Origin of the sequence: Ignatzschineria indica (assembly GCF_003121925.1) — a bacterium.
Taxonomy (GTDB): Bacteria; Pseudomonadota; Gammaproteobacteria; order Cardiobacteriales; family Wohlfahrtiimonadaceae; genus Ignatzschineria; species Ignatzschineria indica.
Window position 1 is genome coordinate 870,421 of the sequence record NZ_QEWR01000002.1, and the last position, 24,703, is coordinate 895,123.

General features: G+C 39.3%; 20 protein-coding genes. 9 read left to right on the forward strand and 11 right to left on the reverse strand.

Annotated features, from left to right (window positions below; genetic code table 11):
* Positions 1 to 11 precede the first annotated feature (11 nt).
* Positions 12 to 893, reverse strand: a complete 882-nt coding sequence (locus DC082_RS03910) for a MetQ/NlpA family ABC transporter substrate-binding protein (protein ID WP_229821571.1) — start codon at positions 891 to 893, stop codon at positions 12 to 14.
* 292 nt (positions 894 to 1,185) lie between these two features.
* On the opposite strand from DC082_RS03910, the gene DC082_RS03915 reads away from it, so the two are divergent.
* The 5 genes from DC082_RS03915 to DC082_RS03935 all read left to right on the forward strand — a co-directional run bounded on the left by DC082_RS03915 (position 1,186) and on the right by DC082_RS03935 (position 6,448).
* On the forward strand, positions 1,186 to 2,211 hold the full coding sequence (locus DC082_RS03915; protein WP_109235837.1) for a metal ABC transporter substrate-binding protein: 1,026 nt from the start codon (positions 1,186 to 1,188) through the stop codon (positions 2,209 to 2,211).
* Between the two features lie 91 nt (positions 2,212 to 2,302).
* The gene (locus DC082_RS03920; protein WP_109235838.1) at positions 2,303 to 3,949 is read left to right on the forward strand and encodes a glutamine--tRNA ligase/YqeY domain fusion protein; all 1,647 of its coding nucleotides are present in this window, start codon (positions 2,303 to 2,305) and stop codon (positions 3,947 to 3,949) included.
* A gap of 2 nt (positions 3,950 to 3,951) precedes the next feature.
* Positions 3,952 to 4,647 carry an ABC transporter permease gene (locus tag DC082_RS03925; RefSeq protein WP_229821572.1) on the forward strand — a complete coding sequence of 232 codons (696 nt, stop codon included), beginning with the start codon at positions 3,952 to 3,954 and terminating at the stop codon, positions 4,645 to 4,647.
* Positions 4,644 to 5,345, forward strand: coding sequence for an ABC transporter permease (locus tag DC082_RS03930; RefSeq protein ID WP_275665728.1), 702 nt, complete (start codon positions 4,644 to 4,646; stop codon positions 5,343 to 5,345). Before DC082_RS03925 ends, DC082_RS03930 begins: the two co-directional genes overlap by 4 nt.
* 752 nt (positions 5,346 to 6,097) lie before the next feature.
* A complete protein-coding gene (locus tag DC082_RS03935; protein WP_109235840.1) occupies positions 6,098 to 6,448 on the forward strand; it encodes a helix-turn-helix domain-containing protein in 351 nt (116 codons plus the stop codon).
* Positions 6,449 to 6,619: 171 nt separating this feature from the next.
* Here DC082_RS03935 and dnaG read toward each other — a convergent pair whose 3' ends face one another.
* The 8 genes from dnaG to DC082_RS03975 all read right to left on the reverse strand — a co-directional run bounded on the left by dnaG (position 6,620) and on the right by DC082_RS03975 (position 18,607).
* Positions 6,620 to 8,356 (reverse strand): DNA primase, encoded by a 1,737-nt coding sequence (gene dnaG, locus DC082_RS03940; RefSeq protein WP_109235841.1) that lies wholly within the window; start codon positions 8,354 to 8,356, stop codon positions 6,620 to 6,622.
* A gap of 220 nt (positions 8,357 to 8,576) precedes the next feature.
* Positions 8,577 to 9,017 (reverse strand): GatB/YqeY domain-containing protein, encoded by a 441-nt coding sequence (locus tag DC082_RS03945; RefSeq protein ID WP_109235842.1) that lies wholly within the window; start codon positions 9,015 to 9,017, stop codon positions 8,577 to 8,579.
* 73 nt (positions 9,018 to 9,090) lie between these two features.
* A complete protein-coding gene (locus tag DC082_RS03950; RefSeq protein WP_109235843.1) occupies positions 9,091 to 10,584 on the reverse strand; it encodes a YdgA family protein in 1,494 nt (497 codons plus the stop codon).
* A 288-nt stretch (positions 10,585 to 10,872) separates the two neighbouring features.
* Positions 10,873 to 11,835, reverse strand: coding sequence for a tRNA dihydrouridine(20/20a) synthase DusA (dusA, locus tag DC082_RS03955; RefSeq protein WP_109235844.1), 963 nt, complete (start codon positions 11,833 to 11,835; stop codon positions 10,873 to 10,875).
* Between the two features lie 284 nt (positions 11,836 to 12,119).
* Positions 12,120 to 13,940 carry an RNA polymerase sigma factor RpoD gene (gene rpoD, locus DC082_RS03960; protein ID WP_109235845.1) on the reverse strand — a complete coding sequence of 607 codons (1,821 nt, stop codon included), beginning with the start codon at positions 13,938 to 13,940 and terminating at the stop codon, positions 12,120 to 12,122.
* Positions 13,941 to 14,230: 290 nt separating this feature from the next.
* Entirely contained in the window at positions 14,231 to 15,232 is a 1,002-nt protein-coding gene (locus DC082_RS03965) for a sigma-70 family RNA polymerase sigma factor (protein WP_109235846.1), read from the reverse strand.
* A 609-nt stretch (positions 15,233 to 15,841) separates the two neighbouring features.
* Positions 15,842 to 17,011 carry a MalY/PatB family protein gene (locus DC082_RS03970; protein WP_109235847.1) on the reverse strand — a complete coding sequence of 390 codons (1,170 nt, stop codon included), beginning with the start codon at positions 17,009 to 17,011 and terminating at the stop codon, positions 15,842 to 15,844.
* Between the two features lie 147 nt (positions 17,012 to 17,158).
* Positions 17,159 to 18,607 (reverse strand): aminoacyl-histidine dipeptidase, encoded by a 1,449-nt coding sequence (locus tag DC082_RS03975; protein ID WP_109235848.1) that lies wholly within the window; start codon positions 18,605 to 18,607, stop codon positions 17,159 to 17,161.
* Positions 18,608 to 19,164: 557 nt separating this feature from the next.
* Here DC082_RS03975 and modA point away from each other — a divergent pair.
* The 4 genes from modA to DC082_RS03995 all read left to right on the forward strand — a co-directional run bounded on the left by modA (position 19,165) and on the right by DC082_RS03995 (position 22,546).
* Positions 19,165 to 19,941: a molybdate ABC transporter substrate-binding protein gene (modA, locus tag DC082_RS03980; protein ID WP_229821573.1), complete on the forward strand. Its 777-nt coding sequence runs from the start codon at positions 19,165 to 19,167 to the stop codon at positions 19,939 to 19,941.
* A gap of 388 nt (positions 19,942 to 20,329) precedes the next feature.
* A complete protein-coding gene (gene modB, locus DC082_RS03985) occupies positions 20,330 to 21,022 on the forward strand; it encodes a molybdate ABC transporter permease subunit (RefSeq protein WP_109235850.1) in 693 nt (230 codons plus the stop codon).
* A 48-nt stretch (positions 21,023 to 21,070) separates the two neighbouring features.
* Positions 21,071 to 21,745: a molybdenum ABC transporter ATP-binding protein gene (locus DC082_RS11005; protein ID WP_109235851.1), complete on the forward strand. Its 675-nt coding sequence runs from the start codon at positions 21,071 to 21,073 to the stop codon at positions 21,743 to 21,745.
* A gap of 270 nt (positions 21,746 to 22,015) precedes the next feature.
* Positions 22,016 to 22,546 carry a hypothetical protein gene (locus DC082_RS03995; RefSeq protein ID WP_109235852.1) on the forward strand — a complete coding sequence of 177 codons (531 nt, stop codon included), beginning with the start codon at positions 22,016 to 22,018 and terminating at the stop codon, positions 22,544 to 22,546.
* Positions 22,547 to 22,722: 176 nt separating this feature from the next.
* On the opposite strand, the gene DC082_RS04000 is transcribed toward DC082_RS03995, so the two are convergent.
* A complete protein-coding gene (locus tag DC082_RS04000; RefSeq protein ID WP_109235853.1) occupies positions 22,723 to 23,220 on the reverse strand; it encodes a hypothetical protein in 498 nt (165 codons plus the stop codon).
* Positions 23,207 to 24,607, reverse strand: coding sequence for an MATE family efflux transporter (locus DC082_RS04005; RefSeq protein WP_109235854.1), 1,401 nt, complete (start codon positions 24,605 to 24,607; stop codon positions 23,207 to 23,209). Before DC082_RS04005 ends, DC082_RS04000 begins: the two co-directional genes overlap by 14 nt.
* Positions 24,608 to 24,703 lie beyond the last annotated feature (96 nt).

Sequence of the window (24,703 nt, forward strand, 5' to 3'; positions counted from 1 at the left end):
AGATCGATCTATTAATCTGCATTTAACTCAGGTGGCAATATCCAGTAGTTACTCTGATTATTCACCTCCATATAGCGCTTAAATTCAGGCGATTGGTACGCGGCAATAATCGCCTTTGCCCAATCACTATCACGATTTTTATCTAAAACAACAACTTGAAGATAGAGATCTTCCAAAAGATCCTCTTGGAGCAATACTTTGCTAGCATCCATCTGACCAAGCCAGACTATGCTCCCCGGAATCACAGCAAAATCTGCATCATCCAAGACTCGAGGAATAAGATGGGAATCAACCTCTTTAATATTTAAATGATAAGGGTTTGCGACAATATCATTCCGTGTTGCCGCCATCAGATTAATATCTGGTGCTAAGGTGATCCATCCAGCCTTTGCTAATAAACCATAAGCTCTTGCAGCATTCGATGCATCTTGTGGGATTAAAATTGTCATCTCTTCATTTATATCGACTAATTGTTGATGACGATTTGAAAAGATCCCAGCAGGAACCGTTGGAATCTTCGCTAAAGCCACAAGGTTTGTACCACGCTGCTCATTAAAGACCTTCATATATCCGGCATGCTGGGCAACCACCACATCTACGGCATCTTCTAACATTGCGATATTAGACTCTATTAATGCAGAAAAATTGATGCGCTTAATGGTATAACCTTCTGCTTCAAGTATCGGAGCAATTGCCTCGTCAAACAGCTCATTATAGGGTCCTGGAGATACACCCATCACAATCTCATTCTCCCGATGATCTGCGCTACAGCCAACTAACCCCAGAGTCAAAATTCCCACAAGAGCCCCTGCAAGAAAGGGTTTTCGTAATAGGACTAATATCTTTTTTAAAGCAACAATGCTCTTCCCGTTCTGATTTATATTGCGTACCACCTCACAACACTCCTTCTAGAAAACTTAATTTATATGTTTTATATACTTTATAAGAAGAAGTGTAACTTACTTTAATTATATTGCAAAATAAAATTGATCCTTAAAGCTTTCCTTCAAGTGTTATTTAAAATGTCATTCTTAGATAAAAATTTAAGGGATAATTTGCATTTAACTATTGACAAGCACGCTATCATATTAAGTAGGCCTATCAAAAGGTCACTGCAAAGAGTGCTCGATCCTTTCGATCGACTCTCAAGGAAACATTAAAAACTATTATTTGAGGATATCGACAATGAAACGTCTCTTAATAAGTGCTATAGGCGCTCTTCTATTTCCACTCTCCATCTCACTGGCAGAACCTTTAAAAGTGGTTACTAGCTTCTCTATTTTGGAAGATTTCGCCCAAAATATCGGCCAAGAGAAGATTGATGTTGAAAGCATCATCAAGGCAGATCAAGATGCCCACAGCTTTGAACCAACCCCCAAAGATATTATTAAAATTCAGAATGCTGATGTGGTGATACTCAATGGTGTGGATTTTGATAGCTGGCTCAATAAAATTTTAGAAGCTAATCGCTATGAAGGCATTATTGTCGATGCAAGTCATAATGTCCCTCTCCTACCTTATCATGAGGATGAGAATCATCATGATCACGGTCACGACCACAACCACGACCACGACCACGACCACGACCACGACCACGACCACGACCACGACCACGACCACGACCACGACCACGACCACGACCATCATCATGGTGAGTTTGATCCCCATATTTGGCAAGACCCTAAAAATGTCATCATTATGACTGAAAATATTCGTAACGGCTTAACACTTGCACAACCTGAATCGGAAGCCTATTTTGAAAATAACTTCGAAGCCTATAAACGTGAATTAGAAGCACTTAATAACTATGCGATTCATCTACTTAAGCCCATCGATCATAATGGTAAGTTGATGGTTCTTCACGATAGTTTTGGATACCTTGCGAAAGCCTATGATCTACACTTTATCGCTATCTCAAACCTCAACCCTCTTGCTGAACCTTCGGCAAAAAGAATGTCTGAACTCTATCAGCTTGTTAAAAAAGAGAATATTCGTGCAATTTTTAGTGAAAATATCGCCCCTTCCCGGTTTATTAAGACCTTAGCAAAAGATCTTAACTTACAAGATGGTGGCATTCTCTACTCTGATGCTTTAACAACGACACCACCAGCAAATGATTATATCGGTCTTTTTAAGCACAATATCGATCAGATCACTGCCGTGCTCGAAGATTCAACCCAAATAAAGAAGGGAGAATCGAGTAAGGAATAGACGTTTAAATAATCGAAATATAGGGATAAATGTGCTACTATCTTAGCCATTTGATCCACTATTATTTACCAAAGCAGAGGCAACTAGAACTATGTCTGAAAATATTGTTCGCACTAACTTTATTCGTCAAATTATCGATAAAGATTTAGAGAGCGGAAAATACCAGCGTCCATCGGATATTCATACACGCTTCCCACCGGAACCAAATGGCTATCTGCATATTGGGCATGCAAAATCTATCTGCCTCAACTTTGGCATTGCGAGAGATTATGGCGGTCGCTGTAATCTCCGCTTTGACGATACTAACCCGACAAAAGAGGAGATCGAATATGTTGAAGCGATCAAAAAAGATGTCGAATGGTTAGGATTTAAGTGGGATGATCTCTTCTATGCATCGGACTACTTTGAAAAATTCTACGAAGCAGCCATACACCTTATCAAAAAAGGGTTAGCCTATGTTGATGATAGTAGTGCTGAAGAGATTCGCCAAATGCGCGGGACCTTAACAGAGCCCGGCATTAACTCCCCCTATCGAGAGCGCTCTATTGCAGAGAATCTCGATCTCTTTGCGCGCATGCGTGCAGGGGAATTTGAAGATGGCGCTAAGGTGCTTCGCGCTAAGATCGATATGGCATCTCCTAATATGAATCTACGAGATCCGGCGCTCTATCGTATTCGCCACGAAGCTCATCACCAAACAGGGGATAAGTGGTGCATCTATCCAATGTATGACTTTGCACATGCCTTAAGTGATGCCATTGAGGGCATTACCCACTCAATCTGTACATTAGAATTTGAAGATCATCGCCCACTCTATGATTGGTGTGTTGAAAATGCCGATATGCCTCATACGCCAAGACAGTATGAGTTTTCACGTCTTAATATCGAATATAACGTGATGTCAAAACGTCTTTTAACACAACTGGTAGCCACCGGAATTGTCGATGGTTGGAATGATCCTCGTATGCCGACCATTTCAGGGCTTCGTCGTCGTGGATGCCCACCAGAAGCGCTCCGTCTCTTCTGTGATCGCATTGGTGTTACAAAATCAGAAAATATGATTGAGCTGCAACAATTGAGTCAATCGATGCGAGATGTCCTCAATGAGATGGCAGATCGCCGCATGGCAGTTCTCGATCCGTTAAAAGTGACTCTCACTAATCTTCCTCATGATGAATTATTGGAAATTGCCAATCATCCTCAAGATGAGAGTCGTGGAACTCGTAGCGTTAACTTTAGCAATACACTCTATATTGATCGCGCTGACTTTAAAGAGGAAGCGAATAAGAAATATAAACGTCTTGTGCTTGACGGTTATGTTCGTCTCCGTGGCGCCTATATCATCAAAGCAACCGAAGTTATTAAGGATGAGAATGGTGAAATTGTAGAAGTTATTGCTGAAATTATTCCAGGATCACTCGGAAAGAATGTCGAAGGCGTTAAAGCGCGTGGTGTTATTCAATGGGTCTCTGCTAAGGATGCCATCGATATTACCATTCATAACTATGATGTTCTCTTTACAGAGAAGAATCCTCAAGGAATGCCAGGAGATATGCTTGACTATCTCAACAAAGACTCCCTGACCGTTGTCTATGGTAAAGGGGAGCCGGCATTAGCAGATGCGCCGATAGAGCAAGCCTATCAATTTGAACGTATTGGTTACTATGCTCGCGATTCTAAAGCAGAAGAGTTAGTCTTCAATCGGGTTGTCGAACTGAAAGATAGCTTTGGAGAATAAGTTTGAGTGAGATAATCAAATATGGCCCCTCACTCCTTGAGGGGTTTTTCATCACTATTGCCCTCGGTCTGCTCTCCTTTATTATTGCCGTAATATTGGGATTTGGTTCCGCTTTACTTGCGCTTAGCAAGCATCGCTTATTGCGGTCAATTTCAAAGATCTATACCACAATAATTCGTGGCATTCCGGATATTGTGCTCATCTTCTTAATCTTTTTTGGATTACAGGAGTTGATGAACCAATTAACAGAGCTTCTTAATCTTAGCCCGATCTTTCTCGATCCTTTTGTATCGGGGATTATTACCATCGGCCTAATCTTTGGTGCATTTATTTCAGAGACATTTCGAGGCGCTTTAATGTCTGTTCCGAAAGGGCAATTTGAATCATCTATTGCGCTTGGCATGTCAAAACCCCACTTCTATCGCCGAATCATCTTTCCTCAAGCGATGCGTTTTGCCTTGCCGGGATTAAGCAATAACTGGTTAGTGATGTTAAAGACAACCGCGCTTGTCTCTCTTATCGGATTACATGATCTTGTCTTTATCGCAAACAATGCAGGTAAAGCAACACGTCTCTCCTTCGATTTCTATCTTGTTACAGCGTTAGGTTTTTTACTCTTAACATCAGCATCCATTCTGATTATTAAATATCTAGAGCGCCACTATAGTACAGGATTTAATAACGAGGTATCACTATGATGGATGCATTAGATGCTATTCTTCCGGAATTGCCCGACCTATTACCAGCTGTTTGGCTAACGATTAAGCTGACTGTTATAGCCTCTCTTTTAGGGCTACTCTTTGCCGTTCCTCTCTCTATTTTAGCGCTCTCTAAAAATCGTTTTATTACACTTCCGATTGAGCTCTTTAGCTACTTTTTTAGAGGAACACCACTTCTTGTTCAGATCTATCTGATCTACTTTGGGTTAGGTCAATTTGAAGCAGTACGCAATAGTGGCTGGCTTTGGGATCATGTCTTAACTGACGCCTATAAATGTGCATTAATCGCCTTTACACTCAATACCTGTGCTTACACAATAGAGATCTTTAAAGGTGCTCTAAAGCATACCCCTAAAGGCGAAATTGAAGCCGGCATTGCATTTGGTATGAGTAAATTGACACTCTTTCGCCGGATTATCTTTCCTTCTGGGTTTAGACGAGCACTACCTGCTTATAGCAATGAAGTGATCTTTATGCTCCATGGAACGGCACAAGCGTCCGTCTTAACACTGATCGATATCTTAGGCTGGGCGCGTAGAGTCTATAGCATCACCTATTCCCCCTTCATTCCATTTCTTATCGCGGCAATCGTCTACCTGCTACTGACCTTTGTTCTGGTTGCAATCTTTAGATATTGTGAAAAACGTTGGTTATCACATCTAAAACCAACCTTCTAGTAGCTTGGATAATTAGCAAAAAATTATTGGCTATAATTGCAAATATAGAGGTCAAATAAACTCCAATAAGAATCGATAAATCCCCTAAGAACCTATTATCTAACTAACAGGAGACTTAGGGGATATTTTATTGTCAGGAGACTTGATAAAATCAATATTTTTCTATGATAGATCTATCAATAGAATGACTTAAGATTACTAATAGAAGAGCGAGACATACTCAAACCTTCTAGCAAGAAGTTCTCTATTGGGATTCAAATAATCAAAAATACTCTAAAACATAGAGATATCAACTAAAAGATAGATCAAAACTATATCGAAATAGAGATCATTCCATGATATAAATAACAAAAAACCACATTTACTACAAAATATGAACTGAGTTATGAACCATGAAAAACAGACACACAACTCGATATCCTTTTGCTTTTGAGTTATCTGCATCAAAAAAATATTTAAGTTTTAAATTTCCAAGTTTTAAAACTTCGTTTAAATCAATAAATAGTAACCATTAAGTTTAAAAATATATCTCAACTGATGATTTTTTATATTGTACTTTTAACTTTAACTGTTAAAAACAGACTCTTTTCTTTTGTTTCAAAACTAAAGTTTAGAAATATAAGTTAACTATTAAGATAAAATTAGTCGGCTGATCCACTTATTGATAATATTATTGTCAGTCAAGAATAGTTTTAAATATCAAATAATCGTTGCATCTAATATTTTATACATACTTCTAAAGGAAAATAAAATTGGACCACTTATTAGAATCTTTTGGACAAAGACTAAAGTCTGAACGGGTCAAGCTCTCGATGACCCAATCAGAATTAGCCAAAGAACTAAATATATCTCAAATGTCTATTAGTCTTTATGAGGCGAATAAGTCTATCCCAAACTTAAAGTTTTTATACTCCCTGTACCCCTTAGGTTTTAATGTTGAGTACCTAATATTTGGGGAAAATGGACTCAATCAAGATAGAAACTTTAATTTGCGCTCCTATTATAAAAAAATTGCAACTGCTTTAGATTTTTTAGAGCAGAAGCTAGATACCAATATCTCAACAGAAACAAAAATAGAACTTATCGACTTTCTATTAAACTAAAACGATAACATTGCCTATAAAAACAACAAACAAGAATAAATTAAGGGATAAAACAGGCAAGATAACCAGGGACATATCAACAGATATAAGAATATAATTATTATAAATTTACAAATTCTATTTTCAATAGTACCCCTATCTAATTAAGACTATTGCATTAGTAAAATTAACCTAAGGGTTTCTCAAAAGAGCCAACTCATCAGGAGTTAAAGGCTCATTGTTTTGCAGCTTTGCTAAAACCTTTTTTAGGGGCGTCTCTCCTCTCGTTAATTGCTTGAGGAGATCTTTTAACTCATTCTCTTGTAACTCTTCTGAGATTAGAAGCTCTTGTGTAGCCAGATTTCGGAGCCAATCACTCCATGGCTCATCTTGAAAATGTAAAATGAGCTGCGCCGCACTCTCAAGATGCGGGTAATCTTGAATAGCTGTAATAATCTCATAGAGATGATTCTGCTCTAAGTCATCGCTTTCAAGTAGAAAATGCATTCCTTGAAGAGTTCGCCCTAATGCCGGGTTAGTTAAAAGTAAAATAACAATTCGCTCAATTAGAGAGAGTCCTGCACTAAAATCAACATGTCGACGCTGGGGCGTACTTCTCCCCTCTCTAACGTAACGATTCAATATTCCTGCCGAAAGATTCGCTCTTCGACCAAGTTCTGCTCGCAAAAAATCCCGAAGCGGGATATCGCGCATACTATTAATTTTTTCACCAACATTCTCTAAAAATTGTGAGCGCCCTTCAAAAGAGCCCATATTGACCTCTCGTTCTGCAGCATCAAAGAGGAATTTAGAGAGAGGTTCAGCTTCTTTAATCAACTGTAAAAAGGCTTCTGTCCCACTTTTTTGGACATAACTATCGGGATCTTCATTATCTGGTAGAAAGAGAAATGAGATCTCTTTACCTGCAGCAATCACCGGCAAAGCTTCATTCATCGCTTTATGTGCAGCAGCAATACCTGCTCGATCGCCATCAAAACAGAAGACTAAACGAGATGTATAGCGCAAGAGAAGCTCGATCTGTCGTGATGCGATTGCGGTTCCTAATGTTGCAACAGCATTCCCAATCCCATAATGAGAGAGCATAATGACATCCATATAGCCCTCAACAACTATAATCTCCTCATAATCACGTTGATACTTGCGCAACTCATAAAGACCATACACCTCCTCTCCTTTATGAAAAATAGGAGTTTCGGGTGAGTTGAGATATTTAGGCTCTCCCTGATCTAAAATTCGCCCACCAAAACCGATCGTCTCACCCCGCCGATTACGAATAGGAAACATGATTCGATCTCGAAAACGATCATAGCGTCGCTGATTTTCTGACTCACTCAAGAGTCCTGCTTCTAAAAGAAGCGACTCCGAAATCCCCTCTCGCATAAGGGCTGTCATTAAATTATTCCAACCGACCGGCGCAAACCCTATTGCAAACTTTTTTGCATCTTCACCTGTTAAACCTCTTTTTTGAAGGTATTGGATCGCTCTTTCTGTACCATCCCCCTCTTTAAGGGCTTGTTGATAGAAGGATTGGGCTAGCTCCATAATCTCAAGCAGCCCTCTCTCTCGTTTAATTACCTCTTTGGGTCTTGTGTTACGCTTCTCATAAGGAACTTCTAATCCCTCAATCTGCGCAAGAACTTCAACTGCTTCAACAAACTCTAATCGCTCATACTCCATCAAAAAATCTAAAACACTACCACTTGCATTACAACCGAAACAGTAATAAAACTGCTTGGGCTCACTCACTGTGAATGAAGGAGTCTTTTCATCATGAAAAGGGCAACAAGCCTTATAGTTACTGCCTGCTCGCTTCAATGGAACGCGTTGATTAATCACACTGACAATATCTGCCCTTGCAACTAATTGATCGATAAAATCTCGAGGAATAAACCCTTTACCACGACTCATACTTATCATTCCCTCTGAAGCAACTAGAAATCCAACATTCTAATAGATCCAATAAACTTATAAATTCTGTATAAACCCTGCATAGCTCCTATACTGACCTTTCAAGCTCTAATGCAGATCTAATGTGGATCTAATGCGGATCTAAATGATCATTAACAAAAAGCAATCTACTCCAATAATACAGTAGATTGCTCTCAATAAAATAGATAGGATCAAAAGATTAGCTTAAACGACTCTTCACTAAAGCGCTTACAGCACCCATATCCGCTTTTCCAAGAAGCTCTGGGCGAACAGCATTCATCAATTTCCCCATACCGCTCATATCATTCACTTCCAATTTTGCCATTGCTGCATCGATAATTGCCACAATCTCCGCATCAGAGAGCTGCTCTGGTAAATAAGGCATAATATGTACTAACTGCGCTTCCTCTTTCTCTACTAAATCGATACGATCTGCCTTTTTAAATTGATCGATCGATTCTCGACGCTGATTAACCATTCGATTAAGAATCGTTAAATAATCTGCTTCAGAGAGACCCTCACCACGTTTTTGCAGTTCTGCCTCTTGGATCTCCGCTAAAATAGCTCGTAGAGTTGTTACTTTCTCCCGATCTTTTGCACGCATTGCATCTTTAACATCATTTTGAATTGTTGCTTTCATCTTTTCCTCTCTTTTACAAAGTAAGAAGGGAGACTCGCGCCTCCCTCCATCTCAACTATTAAAACGCTAAATACTATTCACTAAACATTGAGGCGATAAGTTCTAAGTCGATCTCCTGACCATTCACGCTCCATACACCACCATTATAGCGAATATCGGAACTAATTCCTTGTGGTGAAAATTCAATGACCGGCATACCACTATTAATAACCATTGCAAGCACCATAAACTCTTTATAGAACTCATTCATTTGACGTTTTGCCGCTTCCTGATTGTCAGCTTCTCCCTGACTCAACAAAACATTGCTTCCTAGATTGATAAAGTAACTCTTATCAATCATTACATTTACCACTAAATCATCAATATATTGGTTAACAAATTCAAAGAAAGTCAACCCTGAGAACGCTTCTGAAAATGCATCAGGATCTTCTAAATTGAGCGTTGAAACTTTCTCAATAAAGGCAGCATTTGGCATAATGGAGAGATCCATCTTTGCATGATCTTCATCTAAATCACCGGCAATAGAGATATTGAGTCGACTTCCTGGAACGACAAAGTCACTCATCTTAAATGAGCTATTGACTAAAATTTCATTAAGAGTATCTGCCTCATTAAGTCGCAATACTTCCAACTTCTCAAAAAGATCATCACTTAACTCTGTTAACTGCAATTTGAGATTGAAATCACCAAAAGGTAATGCCGCCAACTTATAGGCAAGAACTTTCACCTCAATTTTATCGATACCAAAGTGACCATGAATATAAGGCTTTTCATCCATCAGCTCAGCACCAGCAGCATAGGTTAATCGATCCATTAGGATCTCACTGAAGGGCTGATCTTCATCACTCTCTTTTACAAATATCTTATTGAGCTCAAAAAGAAACTTCTGTACCTTTTCACCATTATTCTCAACCCAATAACCATTACTTCCCTCGATGGTGACTAAAGCTTCATCTCGACCTTCTGGCTTGATAACAATTTTTCCGGACTTGTAATCAATATTGACACTATCACGTTTTTCAAAATTTTGGCTAAAACCATAAATACCCTCAAGATTGATCTCATTGACAGTGGCAACATCAATAGCCCCTTCATCATTGAAGATAATCACTTCAGGATAACGATAAGTAAACTTATATTGACTATTTTCTTGATCAATCTGCCCCTGTTGCTCTACATTTTCCGCTTTTAAGAAGAGAATGGAATCTGCATCTTCCTCCTCTTGATAAAGAGCAATATTTGCTTTAGAGAGTATTGTTGCAACACCCTGTCCCTCAGCATAATTTGTAAAGACAACCTCTCCTCTCTCCTCACTTTTAAGAACTTGATTGGGAGTACCACCAAAATCCATCAGGAGATCTGCGGTAAAATCTGCAACATTCTCACTCTTCGTCGTTGCCTCAATCTCAATAGCATAATCTGACAACTGAGAGATAACCCCAGGACCGACTAGTGCTCTATTGATAGCTTCATAGTTCTCTTCAAAGAGATCGAGGGGAGCACTATAACCAACACTTCCTGCTGCGAGCGCTAATGAGAGTGTATAGCCAATTATCTGCTTCTTCATAATAAATCCTTTTCTATCGGAATTGGGGACCGGTTATTAACAATATCGATACAAATACCCAAGATCATACCGTCATTAACCTAATACTATTCATTTAAACATCGACTTCAACATCGATCTCAATATTAAACCTCAACATCAAATTTCAATATCAAACTTCAATATCAAATTTTAATATCGTTTTTGACATCTGCTGTTATATTCATTTTGTTGATTTTAACTTATTTTATTTCAATCTTTTTTAATATACTAAAAAAGTATGATGAATCTATGAAAAATAGCAAAAAATTATGCATTTAGCTGTCGATAAGCATCCAATACAACCTGAAAGTCAGCCCCTTCCCGATGCATATTTTCACTTAAATAACGACGCCAAAGCCGGCTTCTTGGAACTTCGTGAAATAATCCCAACATATGTTTAACAATATGATTCAACCGCCCGCCACTATTGATATGTTTTGTAATATAGGGTTCCATCTCCATAATAATCTCAAAACGACTTTTAATCGGCACATCAATCTCAAAAATTTGTTGATCAACATGCGCCATCTGGTAAGGATTATGATAGATTGAGCGCCCGACCATAACACTATCAACGCTCTCTAAAAGAAGCTCTGTTTGTGCTAAATCTTGGACGCCACCATTGAGCGCAATTTCAAGATGCGGATAATTTCTCTTAATTTCAAAGACTCGCTCATAATTAAGGTGAGGAATCTCGCGATTCTCTTTAGGTGAAAGACCTGATAGCCATGCTTTACGGGCATGTAAAATAAAGTGATTACAACCCTTGTCGCTCACCTTATCAATAAAGTTTGCTAAAAACTGATAACTCTCTTCATGATCAATCCCAATACGCGTCTTAATCGTTACCGGCAATGAGGTTGATTCAGCCATTGCACTATAACATTCGGCAACAAGATCGGGTTCTGCCATCAAACAAGCGCCAAAGCTCCCTTTTTGAACACGATCAGAGGGACAACCACAATTGAGATTGATCTCACTATAGCCATATGCTTCACCGATCTTAGCCGCTTTCGCTAAATCTTCTGGATCCGATCCGCCTAACTGCAGAGCTACAGGTCCCGCCTCTTCAAAATAGAGATGCCGATCGCGGTCACCATAGAGAATTGCTCCCGTTGTTACCATCTCACTATAGAGTAACGCCTCTTTACTCATCACACGGTAAAAGTAACGACAATGTCGATCGGTCCAATCTAACATAGGGGCTACAGAAAACTTGATACTCTTCATGCTCTTATCTCTAAAATGTAGAATATTTCGCAAATATCTTTCACAAATAACTATTGTAGGTAGCTATTGAAAATAACTGTTACAAATGACTATTACAAATGACTGCTGCGGGAAATGCTTCTTTCTATATCTATATTCAATCTTAACGGAAGAAATTAATAGAAGAAATAAAAATCCCCGAGTATCACTCAAATAATAGCTCGGGGTTATATCTCTTATCCTGTATAAGAGTTCTAAAATCAATCAGATGCTCTTAACAGATAATTTAGACAGATCGATTAGATCTAATCCGCATCTAAGAAGCTCTTAAGTCCTTCTGAACGATTAGGATGGCGCAATTTACGTAGTGCTTTTGCTTCAATCTGACGAATACGCTCACGCGTTACATCAAACTGTTTACCCACCTCTTCAAGCGTATGATCGGTATTCATATCGATACCGAAACGCATTCTCAGAACTTTTGCCTCACGTGCAGTTAAGGTATCTAATACCTCACGGGTTGCTTCATTTAAGCCCTCATCTGTTGCGGACTCAATAGGAGATACTGCATAGACATCCTCAATGAAATCTCCAAGGCTTGAATCTTCATCATCACCAACAGGCGTCTCCATAGAGACAGGCTCACGTGCGATCTTAAGAACTCTACGAACGCGCTCTTCCGTCTCACCCATCGCTTCTGCGATCTCTTCAGGCGTTGCTTCACGACCTAACTCTTGAAGTAACTGACGAGAGATACGATTGAGCTTATTGATCGTCTCAATCATATGAACAGGAATACGAATAGTTCTAGCTTGGTCTGCAATTGAACGAGTAATAGCCTGTCTAATCCACCAGGTTGCATAAGTAGAGAACTTATAACCACGACGATATTCAAACTTATCGACCGCCTTCATCAAGCCGATATTCCCTTCTTGGATAAGGTCTAGGAATTGCAATCCACGATTGGTATATTTTTTAGCAATAGAGATCACAAGTCGTAAGTTAGCTTCAATCATCTCTCTCTTCGCACGACGAGCTTGCGCCTCTCCAATAGAGATTTGACGATTGATCTCTTTAATCTCATAAATTGTAAGGTCTGTCTCTTGCTCGATCTTCGCTAATCGATCTTGATACTCATAGATATACTTATCATACTCTATAAGAGCTTCCACATATTTCGCCTTACGCTTAAAGATATCATCCTTAAAGATCGCTTTATTAGCTTCATTTCTTGGAAAGATCTTTAAAAACTCAGTTCTCGGCATCTTTGCTTTACTGATACAGATCTGCATAATCTTACGCTCTAATGGACGAATACGATCGATCGTCGCACGTAAGCGGTCATACATCTCTGATTGAAATTTAGGTGCTAACTGGAATTCGAGGAATTTTTCACGTAAAGATGCTTTTACCTCTTTAATACGATCCGATTTACTTGTTGCTCCCTCTTTCTCTTTAATTGCATTCAGCTCATCTACAATCGCTTGAAGCTCGGTAATCTTTGTTGCTAAAACTTCAGGATCGGGACCGGTTGCAGTATCTTCAACTTCAACTTCCTCATCCTCTTTCTCTTCATCTTCAAGGAAGAAGCTAGGATCGATAAAACCTACCACTAGATCAGTAATACGCCCCTCTTCTTTAATCGCTTCATGATATGAGTCGATAAGATGATAGGTCGCTGGAACATAGAGCGCTAAAGAGTTAAGTGAAGATTGAATGCCCTCTTCGATACGGATCGCTATCTGCTTCTCTTCTTCACGCGTTAATAGATCGACCGTTCCCATTTCACGCATATACATGCGAACAGGATCTGTTGTACGACCGATCTCTTCATCATCAATATTTGCTAATACTTCTGCTGCTTCCTCAACCGCGTCGTCACTATCAACACTTTCACTTAACATTAAAGTGTCTTCATCTGGCGCCTCTTCATGCACAGAGATCCCCATATCTTCGATCATCGCAATTATGCTTTCGATCTGCTCAGGGTCTACCATTCCTTTTGGAAGATGGTCGTTAACCTCAGCATAGGTAAGATATCCTTGCTCTTTACCAAAAGCGATAAGCTTTTTAATTTGCTCTTTTTTTAGCTGATCCTGCTTTTTTTGATCTGACTGATTGCTCATAACTTAGAATGACACCCTCAATTAATAAGTACACGGACAAACGCGCTACCGCTGGCTTTATATTTTTAAGCGGATCATTATAACATGATTCCTTCGCTTCTGATACTTAGAATGTTTTGCGAAAACGCATTTTTTAACTCTCTACAGAGAGAGCTTACAGGAAATTAATGGGGATACATTTTCCAATTTCAAGTTCAACGTGCACAAAGGAGTTCTCCATCTCTTTTGAAATCAATCTTGCTCAATTACATTCAATCACTCAATCGCTCATGAGTAGCGAAATAATTATTCTATTCGAAAAGAAGATCTTCCATCTCCACCGCTTGATCTTTTAAGAGCTTTTTCATCTTCTCCAATGTCTTCATCTGCAGATAACGCACCTGATCTCGTGTCAATGAGAGCTTCTCTCCTGTTTCATCGAGTGTTTTCTGGCGTCGACCATTTAGACCAAAGCGATAAACTATAACAGCTTTCTCCTTCTCTTCTAAAGAGGCAAGTAGAGACTCTAATACAGAAAACTTCTCCAATTTCATTAAATAATCAGGAACATCGATATTCTCTTGATCTGGAATAATATGGTGAAAATCTTGCCCATCCCCCTCTTGTGTAATTAAGGCATCGAGCGAAAAGATCGCTTCATTATCCGCTAATAGATTCATCACTTCATAAATCGTTAATTTACTCTCTTTTGCAAGCTCCTTAATAGTAGGTTCTCTTTTGAGCTTTTGCGCCAATTTTTTTGCAATTCTCACCAATCGTGCAATCGCTTTATTAACATGAACTGGAACTCGAACAGTTCGGCTCTGATTCATAATTGCGCTACTAATATAATGTCTTATCCACCATACAGCATAGGTTGAAAAGCGATAATTACGATCCGCTTCATACTTTTCGATAGCATGATTAAGCCCCAAATTACCCTCTGAAATAAGATCAAGTAGATCAATTCCTTGCCTCTGCTGCCGGCGAGCAATCATGACTACAAGTCGAAGATTACTCTGCATCAAAATATTACGCGCTTCCCTATCCCCTTTCTGTGCTAAAAGACCATACTTTTTCTCCTCTTCAGCCGTTAACAGAGGATAGCGCCCCACCTCCGTATAATAACGATAAAGGAGATCATCTGTTCCCCGAAATTGATCATCACTTTTTTGCAAGATACGCTCAAACTCATCGATCTCTTCTGCCTCAACATCATCAACCTCATCAACTTCATCGATCTGATAATCCGTAGAGTCCTCTAATGATCTCTCGTCGTTTAATAAATGATGAGTTTGTCGATTAGTTTTCATAAATCTCTACCTCTAATAATCCCTTAACTTAGAGCATAACTATAATTTTTTTAATCATGATCAGCATAAAGCTCTAGTTTCTCATTCTGGTTGTTAGGCGTAGCCTTAAACCTTCTAAATAAATTTCAAAAATAAGATCTGATGGACTTAAAACTAAGTTAACAATCTAAACATTTCCGCAACATCCTTTCAAAAAATTCTCCTCAAAGAAGCAATATCTGCCAACATGGAGTTAAAAGATAGAAGTTAATAAGATGATTAACACAATAGCAACTTTATATTAAAGTTATTTATAACAATGTAATTGTTTGTATAAATTAGTTATAAGTTGGTAAGAACTCTATAAAAACTAAAAGTAACTCAAAGTCCTCAAAAGCGATAAAAGATTCTCTCTTAAAAAATAAAAAACTCTTTTACTTCAATAGTAAAAGAGTTTTAGATCAGCAGATTCAAGCCAATTTCTAAAATAATTAGAGATTATTAGGTCTTATTAAAGCTTGGCCTTATCAATATTTAATATCATTTAAGTAAATTGACTTAAATACTTGTGCTTAATATTAGATACTCTTGAATATTCTTGAATAATTCTAAATAGACAAGTCAACTATTCTAATGTAGTGAGTTTTGAATAATTGTAATTGCTTTATCCAATAGCTCTCTCGACGTTCCGAAGTTTAAGCGAACATAATTACCCTCCGCACCAAAGGTTTTACCATCATTTAAGGCAACACCCGCTTCTAAGAGTCGTCTATAAGCCTCATCTTTATGAGCAGTATCACTAAAATCGAGCCAGAGTAAGAATGTTGCTTCCGGAACAACTAAGCGCAATCCTTCTATTTTAGAAAGTTCTGCAACAGCATGATCTCTATTGGCAGTCAGATATGTTTTGAGCTGCGATAGCCATTCATCCCCATAATCGAAAGCAAGTTCCGCCCCTTTAATCGCATAAACATTCATTCTCGGTACTAGCCCGATCATCGCTTTATGATACTCATCACGTAACGCATCATTTTCAATAATCGCAAAACCACCACTTAAACCGGGAAGATTGAAGGTTTTACTTGCAGAAATTAGAGTAATTGTACGATTTTTGGCATCTTCTGAAAGAGTTGCATACGGTGTATGCTCTCCCTCCCACACAAGCTCAGCATGAATCTCATCAGAAAGGACTAAAAGATCATGCTTAATAACAAACTGCTCAATCTCTAATAGCTCCTCCTTCGTAAAGACACGCCCTGATGGGTTTTGTGGGTTGCAGAGCATTAAGATCTCAGTCTCCGGCGTCACCATCTCTTCCATCAATGCAAAATCGATCTCATAGCGAATAATATTTCCCTCTACAATCTCTTTTAGAGGAACACCGATCCCTTTTGTTCCGACATTCTGCTCAATTGCAATAAAAGGAGGGTATGCCGGCGTATGGTAGAGGTAGTGTGCATTAGGATTACGACGATAAACCATATTTGCAGCAATATTAAAACCCGTCACTAGACTGGGTAACATCACAATGCTCTCTTTGGAGATAGTCCATCCGTAAAGGCGCTGCAAACGATAGACAATAGCCTCTAATAGGCGCTCAGGTCTCACTTTCCCATAACCATAAACCCCTTTTTGTGACATTGCGACAAGCCCATCAATAATCTCATCTGCGGCTCTAAAATCCATATCAGCAATCCACATCGGTAGGATCTCTTTTGAGTAAGCTGTCCATTTATCGGAATTGTTGTTGCGACGATTGATGATCTGATCAAAATCATAGACCTTCTTATATTCGCTCATAACTTGTCCTCTCCTTCTACTATCATTAATAATTTAGCCACTCAGTCTAGTAACTTAACTGAGCAACTAAACTGAATTTATGTACACAGATTGTGTATACCCTAAGGTCGTACTCTTAAATAGAGTGGCTTTCAATCTCTCTTACACCTATTCTCTCTCTTTTAACGCTTTTAATAATGCCTTCAGTAACTCATAAAAACGGGCTACACTTGGAATATTGACCCGCTCATCTGGTGAGTGCGCTCCCTTAATTGTAGGACCAAAGCTCACCATCTGTAATTGTGGATACTTTTCCCCTAATAACCCCGTTTCCAATCCAGCATGAATCACTGAAACTTCCATCGACTCACCTGTCTGTTCACGATAGACCTCTAGTAACTTGAGATATGGAAGCGATTCTAAATTTGGCTGCCATGCAGGATAATCATTTCCCTCTTCCATAAATGCATCAACCATGATCGCTAATGCCTTTACCCGTGAACGAACTTGGTCGACACCATGATGAGTGATTGATCGTGCTAATAACTCAGCCATTAAACCATTCTCTTCATTAATGGTGACAACTCCTAAATTACAGCTTGTCTCAACAATGGGCAATTCCGTTGAGCGTCGAATAACACCACTCGGGAGCAGTAACAGTAGATTTAAAAGCATTTGTGAGTTTTCGGCATCGAGTGTCGCTTGAGAGTCAACTGCTGTCAGACGAATCGCAACCCCCTCATCAATACCTTTAAAACGCTCTTTAAAGATCCCCTCTCTCTCCTTAAGATGCGCCTCAAAGTCAGCCTTATGCGCTTCATGAATAGCGACAACAGCTCGCGCTGAACGAGGAATCGCATTGCGTAATGTCCCACCTTCAAAAAGCGCTAAACGAAGTGCTGATTGATGAGCATAATCAACGAGAAGTTCTGCTAAAAGTTGATTAGCATTCCCTAATTCTTTATCAATATCGATCCCCGAGTGACCACCACGCAGCCCTTCGACAACCACTTCATAAAAGAGACCACGAGCTTCTTGATCAAAATGGAGCGACTTTGTCAGAACAATATCAACGCCACCGGCACAACCAACAATACAGACGCCTTCCTCTTCACTATCCAGATTTAATAGATACTCCCCTTGAAGCCAATGGGGCTGAAGATGGCGAACGCCTCCCATTCCCTGCTCCTCATCCACCGTTAAAAGCACCTCTAACGGCCCATGCTCTGCACTCTCATCTTCTAAAATAGCAATCGCTGCCGCAACACCAATACCATTATCGGCCCCTAAAGTTGTATCCGTTGCATAGAGCCAATCACCTTTCACCTGTAGTTGTAACGAATCTTCATCAAAATTATGATCGCTCGACTCCCGTTTTTGGCAAACCATATCGATATGCCCCTGCAGTATGATTTTCGGTGCATCTTCATATCCAGGTGTTGCCGGCTTTTCAATCACAATATTACCGATCTCATCTTCACGATAAGCAAACCCCTTCTGCTCCGCATAATCCCTATAAAAAGTGCGAATCTTCTCCTCTTTTTTAGAGGGACGAGGAATTGCACTCATCTCCATGAAGTGTTGCCATAATAATTTAGGTGCTTGCTCTTTTAACATTCTCTGCCTCAATCTTTTACGTAATAGGTTAGTAATCTATAATTTGCAATCTGTAATTAGTAATATGTGAGCTATCATCAATAATCTCCGATCATCTGTAATGTTCTATCGATTACTAATAAATAAACATGATAAATAAACATATATGGTGATCATTAACTGTTTTTTAACACGCTCATTGATCTTATGCTCATTTTTATCACCACATTATACCCCAATCCATGAAAGCAAATTCTCTTTGAATCTTAAGTTCACCTTTAATAGAGACCCTTAGTGGCAATTCTTTAGTGCCGATTCCCAAAGGTAGATCTCCTAAACAGCTGATAGATAGGATCCTCAATCTCTTCATCTAGTTACTTTGGGTAATTACTAATAGTGACAATTAATCGTATTATTTCTAATAAGTCTATTTCTAATAAGTCTTATTAATTAATCTAATTATCCATCTATCACCTCTTTCTTAACAGATTATTCATCCATAGAGAGAACCTCATAGAAAAAGAGTTTGTCGGAGAATCCGATCTTTAATCACCTATTCAATGTTCTTAAGGAATACTATGTTAAAATTCAAAAAAACAGCACTTACCCTAATCTTGGCAACTACTGGCGTCTTCGCTAGCGCAGAGAATATCACGCTCTTTGCTGCAGCATCATTACAAAACGCAATTGATGAGATCAAAGTCGCCTACCAAAAAGAGGATAAAAAAGATGAAATTGAAGCACTCTATGACTCCTCTTCTAACTTAGCACGCCAAATTGAGCAAGGCGCACCGGCAGATATCTTCATCTCCGCTAATCAGAGCTGGATGAATTATCTTGAGGAGAAAGATCTTCTCGATAATGCAACACGCACCAATATTGTAAAAAATGAGTTGGCGCTCATTACATTTAATGAAAATCCTATTGAGTATAAAGTTGACTTCTCATCCAATGAGTTTTGGAAAGATGCGCTGGCAAAAACTCGTATCGCACTAGGCGATCCTGACCATGTTCCGGCAGGTCTCTATGCAAAAGAATCTTTTGAGAAATTAGGTGTTTGGAAAACAGTTGAGCCAAGAGTTGCAGCAGCACAAAACGTTCGTGCCGCTCTCCTTCTTGTTGAGGTTAAAGAGGCTGACTTAGGGGTTGTCTACTCCTCTGATGCAAGTATTAGCCAAAAGGTTAAAACTGTCACAACTTTCCCTGAGGATCTTCATGAGCCTATTGAGTACCCTATCGCAATCATAAAAGATAAGGCAAATCCTGCGGTAGAGGGTTTCTATCATTATCTTTTAAGTGATGATGCAGCAACAATCTTCAAAAAGTATGGCTTTGCCGTACCTACTAAAAAGTAAGGGATCGATACGAGAGTGATCATCAAAAGATGATGAGACACTTGTAGAGATAATCATATTAATGTTCTCCTAAGCCCTGCTCTACAATAGTAGCAAGGTTAATCAAACAATAAGATGGGATGAACAGTAAAAAATACCATGCATTTAGAGTCTCTCTTTAAAATCATCTCTGATTGCTGGTAGAGCCTACATATTCACATAGGTCCCCCTTAACCTATGTGAATATGTTTTTTTATATCTCTCTCTCTATATATATCTATATCTATATCTCTATGATCTCCCATTCTCTATAATCTCTTGCGCCCCTATCGCATCTCGACAATGAGATTTAACAAGATTTCTATAATCCATTTCCATCTTAAGTTAACTCAACTAGAGGACTCTATTGATGTTTTTATCAGAGTATGAATGGTCAATCATTCTATTAAGTCTTAAAATTGGCGGTGTCGCTATTGCAGCAAGCCTTCCGATCGGCATCTTATGCGCTTGGATACTTGCCCGAAAAAACTTCAAAGGGAAAACGATCCTCGATAGCTTTATCAATCTCCCACTTGTTCTTCCCCCAGTGGTGATCGGTTATCTTCTTCTGATTACCATGGGTAAAAATGGTTATGTTGGAAAATGGATCAATCAAGTTTTTGGTATCTCCTTTAGTTTTAACTGGAAAGGTGCGGCACTTGCTTCTGCCGTAGTCTCTTTCCCCCTCTTAGTTCGTGCAATACGGATCAGTTTTGAATCTATTGATCGCAATTTAGAATTTGCAGCTCGTAGCCTTGGTGCATCACGACTTAAGATGTTCTTTACCGTAACACTCCCCCTCTCAATGCCGGGAATTATTGCCGGCGTTGTCCTCGCATTTGCCCGTTCACTCGGAGAATTTGGCGCAACGATCACCTTCGTTTCTAATATTCCGGGAGAGACAAGAACATTACCACTAGCGATGTACACCCTTATCCAAACACCGAACCAAGAAGCTGAGACAATGCGGCTCTGTATTATCGCCATTGCGATCTCCTTTGTTGCGCTTATTCTCTCTGAAGCACTTCAGCGAGCCCATAAAAAGCGCTTAGGTTTGGCATAAATTCTTGGCATTAATTCAATTGGACCTGTAAACAAGAGTCACCATCTTATGATTAAAATAGATATTACCCACCGATTCCAAGACTTTACTTTTCAAGCTGATTTGACACTTCCCCCTAAAGGAATCACCTCTATCTTCGGGCCATCAGGATCTGGAAAAACCACCCTTCTTAACTTTATCTCCGGCAAGATGACACCTCAAGAAGGCGTTATTGAGATCAACGATAAAACTATATTAGATACCAATAAGAAGATCTCCCTCCCGATTCATAAACGGGGTATCGGTTATGTATTTCAAGATCCAACACTCTTTCCCCACTACTCTGTTGAAAAAAATCTCCACTATGGGATGAAAGCGCAAGATGATCTACTCTTTGAAGATATTGTGACACTTCTTGGAATTAAACCACTCCTCAAAAAACGAATCGCTTATCTCTCAGGTGGAGAAAAACAAAGAATCTCTATCGGTCGTGCACTTCTTAGCTCTCCCAATATTCTCTTAATGGATGAACCATTATCAGCACTCGACCAAGCAAGAAAAGAGGAGATTTTAAGTTACCTTATTGAGATCCCCGATCGTTTCAACATTCCGATTCTCTATGTCACCCATAATGTGAAAGAAGCACTCTTTCTCTCCCATTCGTTCATCGCTGTAGATAAAGGGATTATGCGCCTTAAACCGATTGCAGAAATTGAAGGCTTCTATGAAAAAGAGAAATCCTAGATAGAAATAGATTAACGTGACCCCACAATGTCACGAACATGAAGTAAACATTGAACAAATATACTCACAAGATTTTTTTATAAGATTCAATGAGATGCTCGCTAAAATCTCTAATAACCCCTATAGATTCAATAGGCTCGACAAGTTCAAAAACTTTAATGAGAATAATAAGCTCAATAAAGATTATTGCTAAAAATTATTACTGAAGATTATTAATAATAGAGTATAGTAACCAACTAACTAGGGTAAAATTCAGATAAGGATCTATTTATGATGGCATCGTTAGCTCGATTGATAACTCGATCAACATTACAAGCGACTCTCTTAATTCTCATCACGCTCCTCTCACTCTCCTCTATTACAGAAGCAAAAGGGAAAGTGAAGGAGACACCTGCCGATCGAATTGCAAATGCATACCTTTTCTACTGCCAACAAGAGGAGATCGCCAACGATGATTATTGCCAATGTGTCGCTAATGTCTATCGCGATAACCTTCCCACCATTCCTCTTGATAAACGAGAAGAGAAGTTTTTAATTGTGGCACTCAGTGGCAAACTCTCCTATGCCAATATTAAAGAGTCCGATTTCCCTTTTATTGAGAATTTGATGGAGAAAATTGATGATCCTCGATTTGAAGAGGGTTTTGCTCACTGCGCTGCTTATAACGAAGAGCTCTTTATCGAAGAGGTTGAAGAGATCAACGAGAATGACTCGCCTATGAGTGCAGATCAAATTCGCGCCATTGAAGAGATTGAAGCGATCGAGATGGAAGAGATGGATGATGAAGAGATCTATCAGTAGGAATCAATAAGTGAGGGTCTATGACTAGAGGTCTGTAAATAGAGATCAGTGAAGTATCTCCCAAAGATTATCGATAGCACAAATCACTATAAGAGAAGTGACTATAAGAGAGAAATAACTACAATAAAGAGTAAAGAGTAAAGAGTACTTAGGGGCTGATTACTTTTGCCCCTTTTCTATTGCCCCTTTTCTATCTGTTCAACCGATTCCCTCTTACCTTCTGAACTACTCTTTCCCTCTTTACCTTCAGCTTCATCGCTTGAGTGAGCGTCTGACTCCTGAACCCATGCATCCCAATCATCCCATGATTTCCAGTGATCTTCCTCCTCACGCGCTCCCTGCCCATCTACAAAGTCAGTATCATCAAAAGAGTCTTTCGATGGAAGAGGCGTGGGATTTTCTGCCTCATAACGGCGTAGGCGTCGCATATCAAGATAGGGAAGAATAAAGAGCCAGAAGATCATAAAGAGAACCCCAAGGCTCCAATGAATCCAAAAACAGATCACCAGTAGTACTAAATTACCTAAACCGGAGAAGATCATTCTCGAATAGCTCATCTTCTGAAAGTCACGATTGAGAATCTTACGCCCACTCCCCTTTTTTGAAGAGAGATGCTTCTCATCTACAACGCCATTACGGCTCATATTTTTATTATCTCTACTATCTCTTCTCATTGATCTCCCCCCTTAATCTCATCTTTTTAAACTCACGTAATTGTAACCATAAGAGCAATCCAGCCAAGAATGCTGAAAGAAAGTCAGCAGTTGGAATAGCTGCCCAAACACCATCAATTTCAGGAAAACCCCAATGAGGAACTAAACTTGGCAAGATAAAAAGCGCTGGAATCAGAAAGATAATCTGCCGACTTAAACTTAAGAAGATCGAGTGCCCTACCATTCCAATACTCTGAAAGAAGATTGTCACCACCATCTGAAAGCCGACTAGCGGAAAGAGTATGGTCACAATTCGAATTGAGCTCATTGTCACAAGTGCCAACTCTTCAGAAGGATTAAAGGGTTTTACCACCAATGCCGGGAAAAAGACCCCAATAATAGCGGCGATCAAACCGATACAGATGCCAACCTTAATCGTATAAAGAAGCGCTTCCCTTAAACGATCAAATGCACCCGCACCATAGCTATACCCTACAATAGGCTGCATTCCCTGCGTTAACCCTAAAAGTACTAACACCACCAACATTAAGGTGATATTAGCAATCGTATAAGCCGCAACACCGATCGATCCCCCATAAACCTTCACCTGACGAATCATAATAAAGATAATAGCCGCTGAGACCACATTCATAATAAAGGGAGACATCCCGATACTTAGCACCGCTTTCGTAATAGACCAGTTGTAACGAATCTTTGCAAGTCGAAACCGTAATAGTGTTGAACGACTCATAAAGTGAGCCATCACAAAAATGGTCCCCACAACCATCGAAAGTACAATAGAGATGGCGGCACCTTTAATTCCCCACTCTAAAACATAGATAAAAAGTGGCGCTAAAATAAGATTGATCAATAGCGTTAGCAACATGGTATACATCGCTTTTCGCGGATGCCCTGAGGCTCGCATCATATTGTTAAAGCTAAAACAGAGATTAGAGAAGATTGCACCGGGAAGAAAGTAGCGTAAAAAATCATGAGTATATTGATAAGTAAACTCATCAGCCCCTAAGAGATAGACTAACTGGTCGAGAAATAGAAACATTCCGTAAGAGACCGTTAAAGTGATCGTTAAAGTGAGGAGAAGAGAGGTCCCGACAACAGACTCTGCCCGATCATAATCTTCATTACCAAGGTAGATCGAAATTCGGCTTCCCGCACCTGCCCCCACTAACATTCCAAAGGCGGCAATCATGGTCATAACTGGAAGCGCTATTCCCATCGCACTCAATGCATGATCATCGAGATACTCGGCATTTCCAACAAAGTATCGGGTGATAATATTGTAGAGTGCTGCCACACTACTGCCGATAATTGCAGGGAGTGAGTATTTCCACAATAATTTTTTAATGGGAGCTTCTCTTAACTCCTGTAACTGATCTGTTTTCGCCATATAATCCTTATTTTTTTATCGCAGTTTCTATCTCTGTTTCTACTTCTACTTCTACTTCTACTTCTATATCTGTATCTACTGATATATCTACTGATC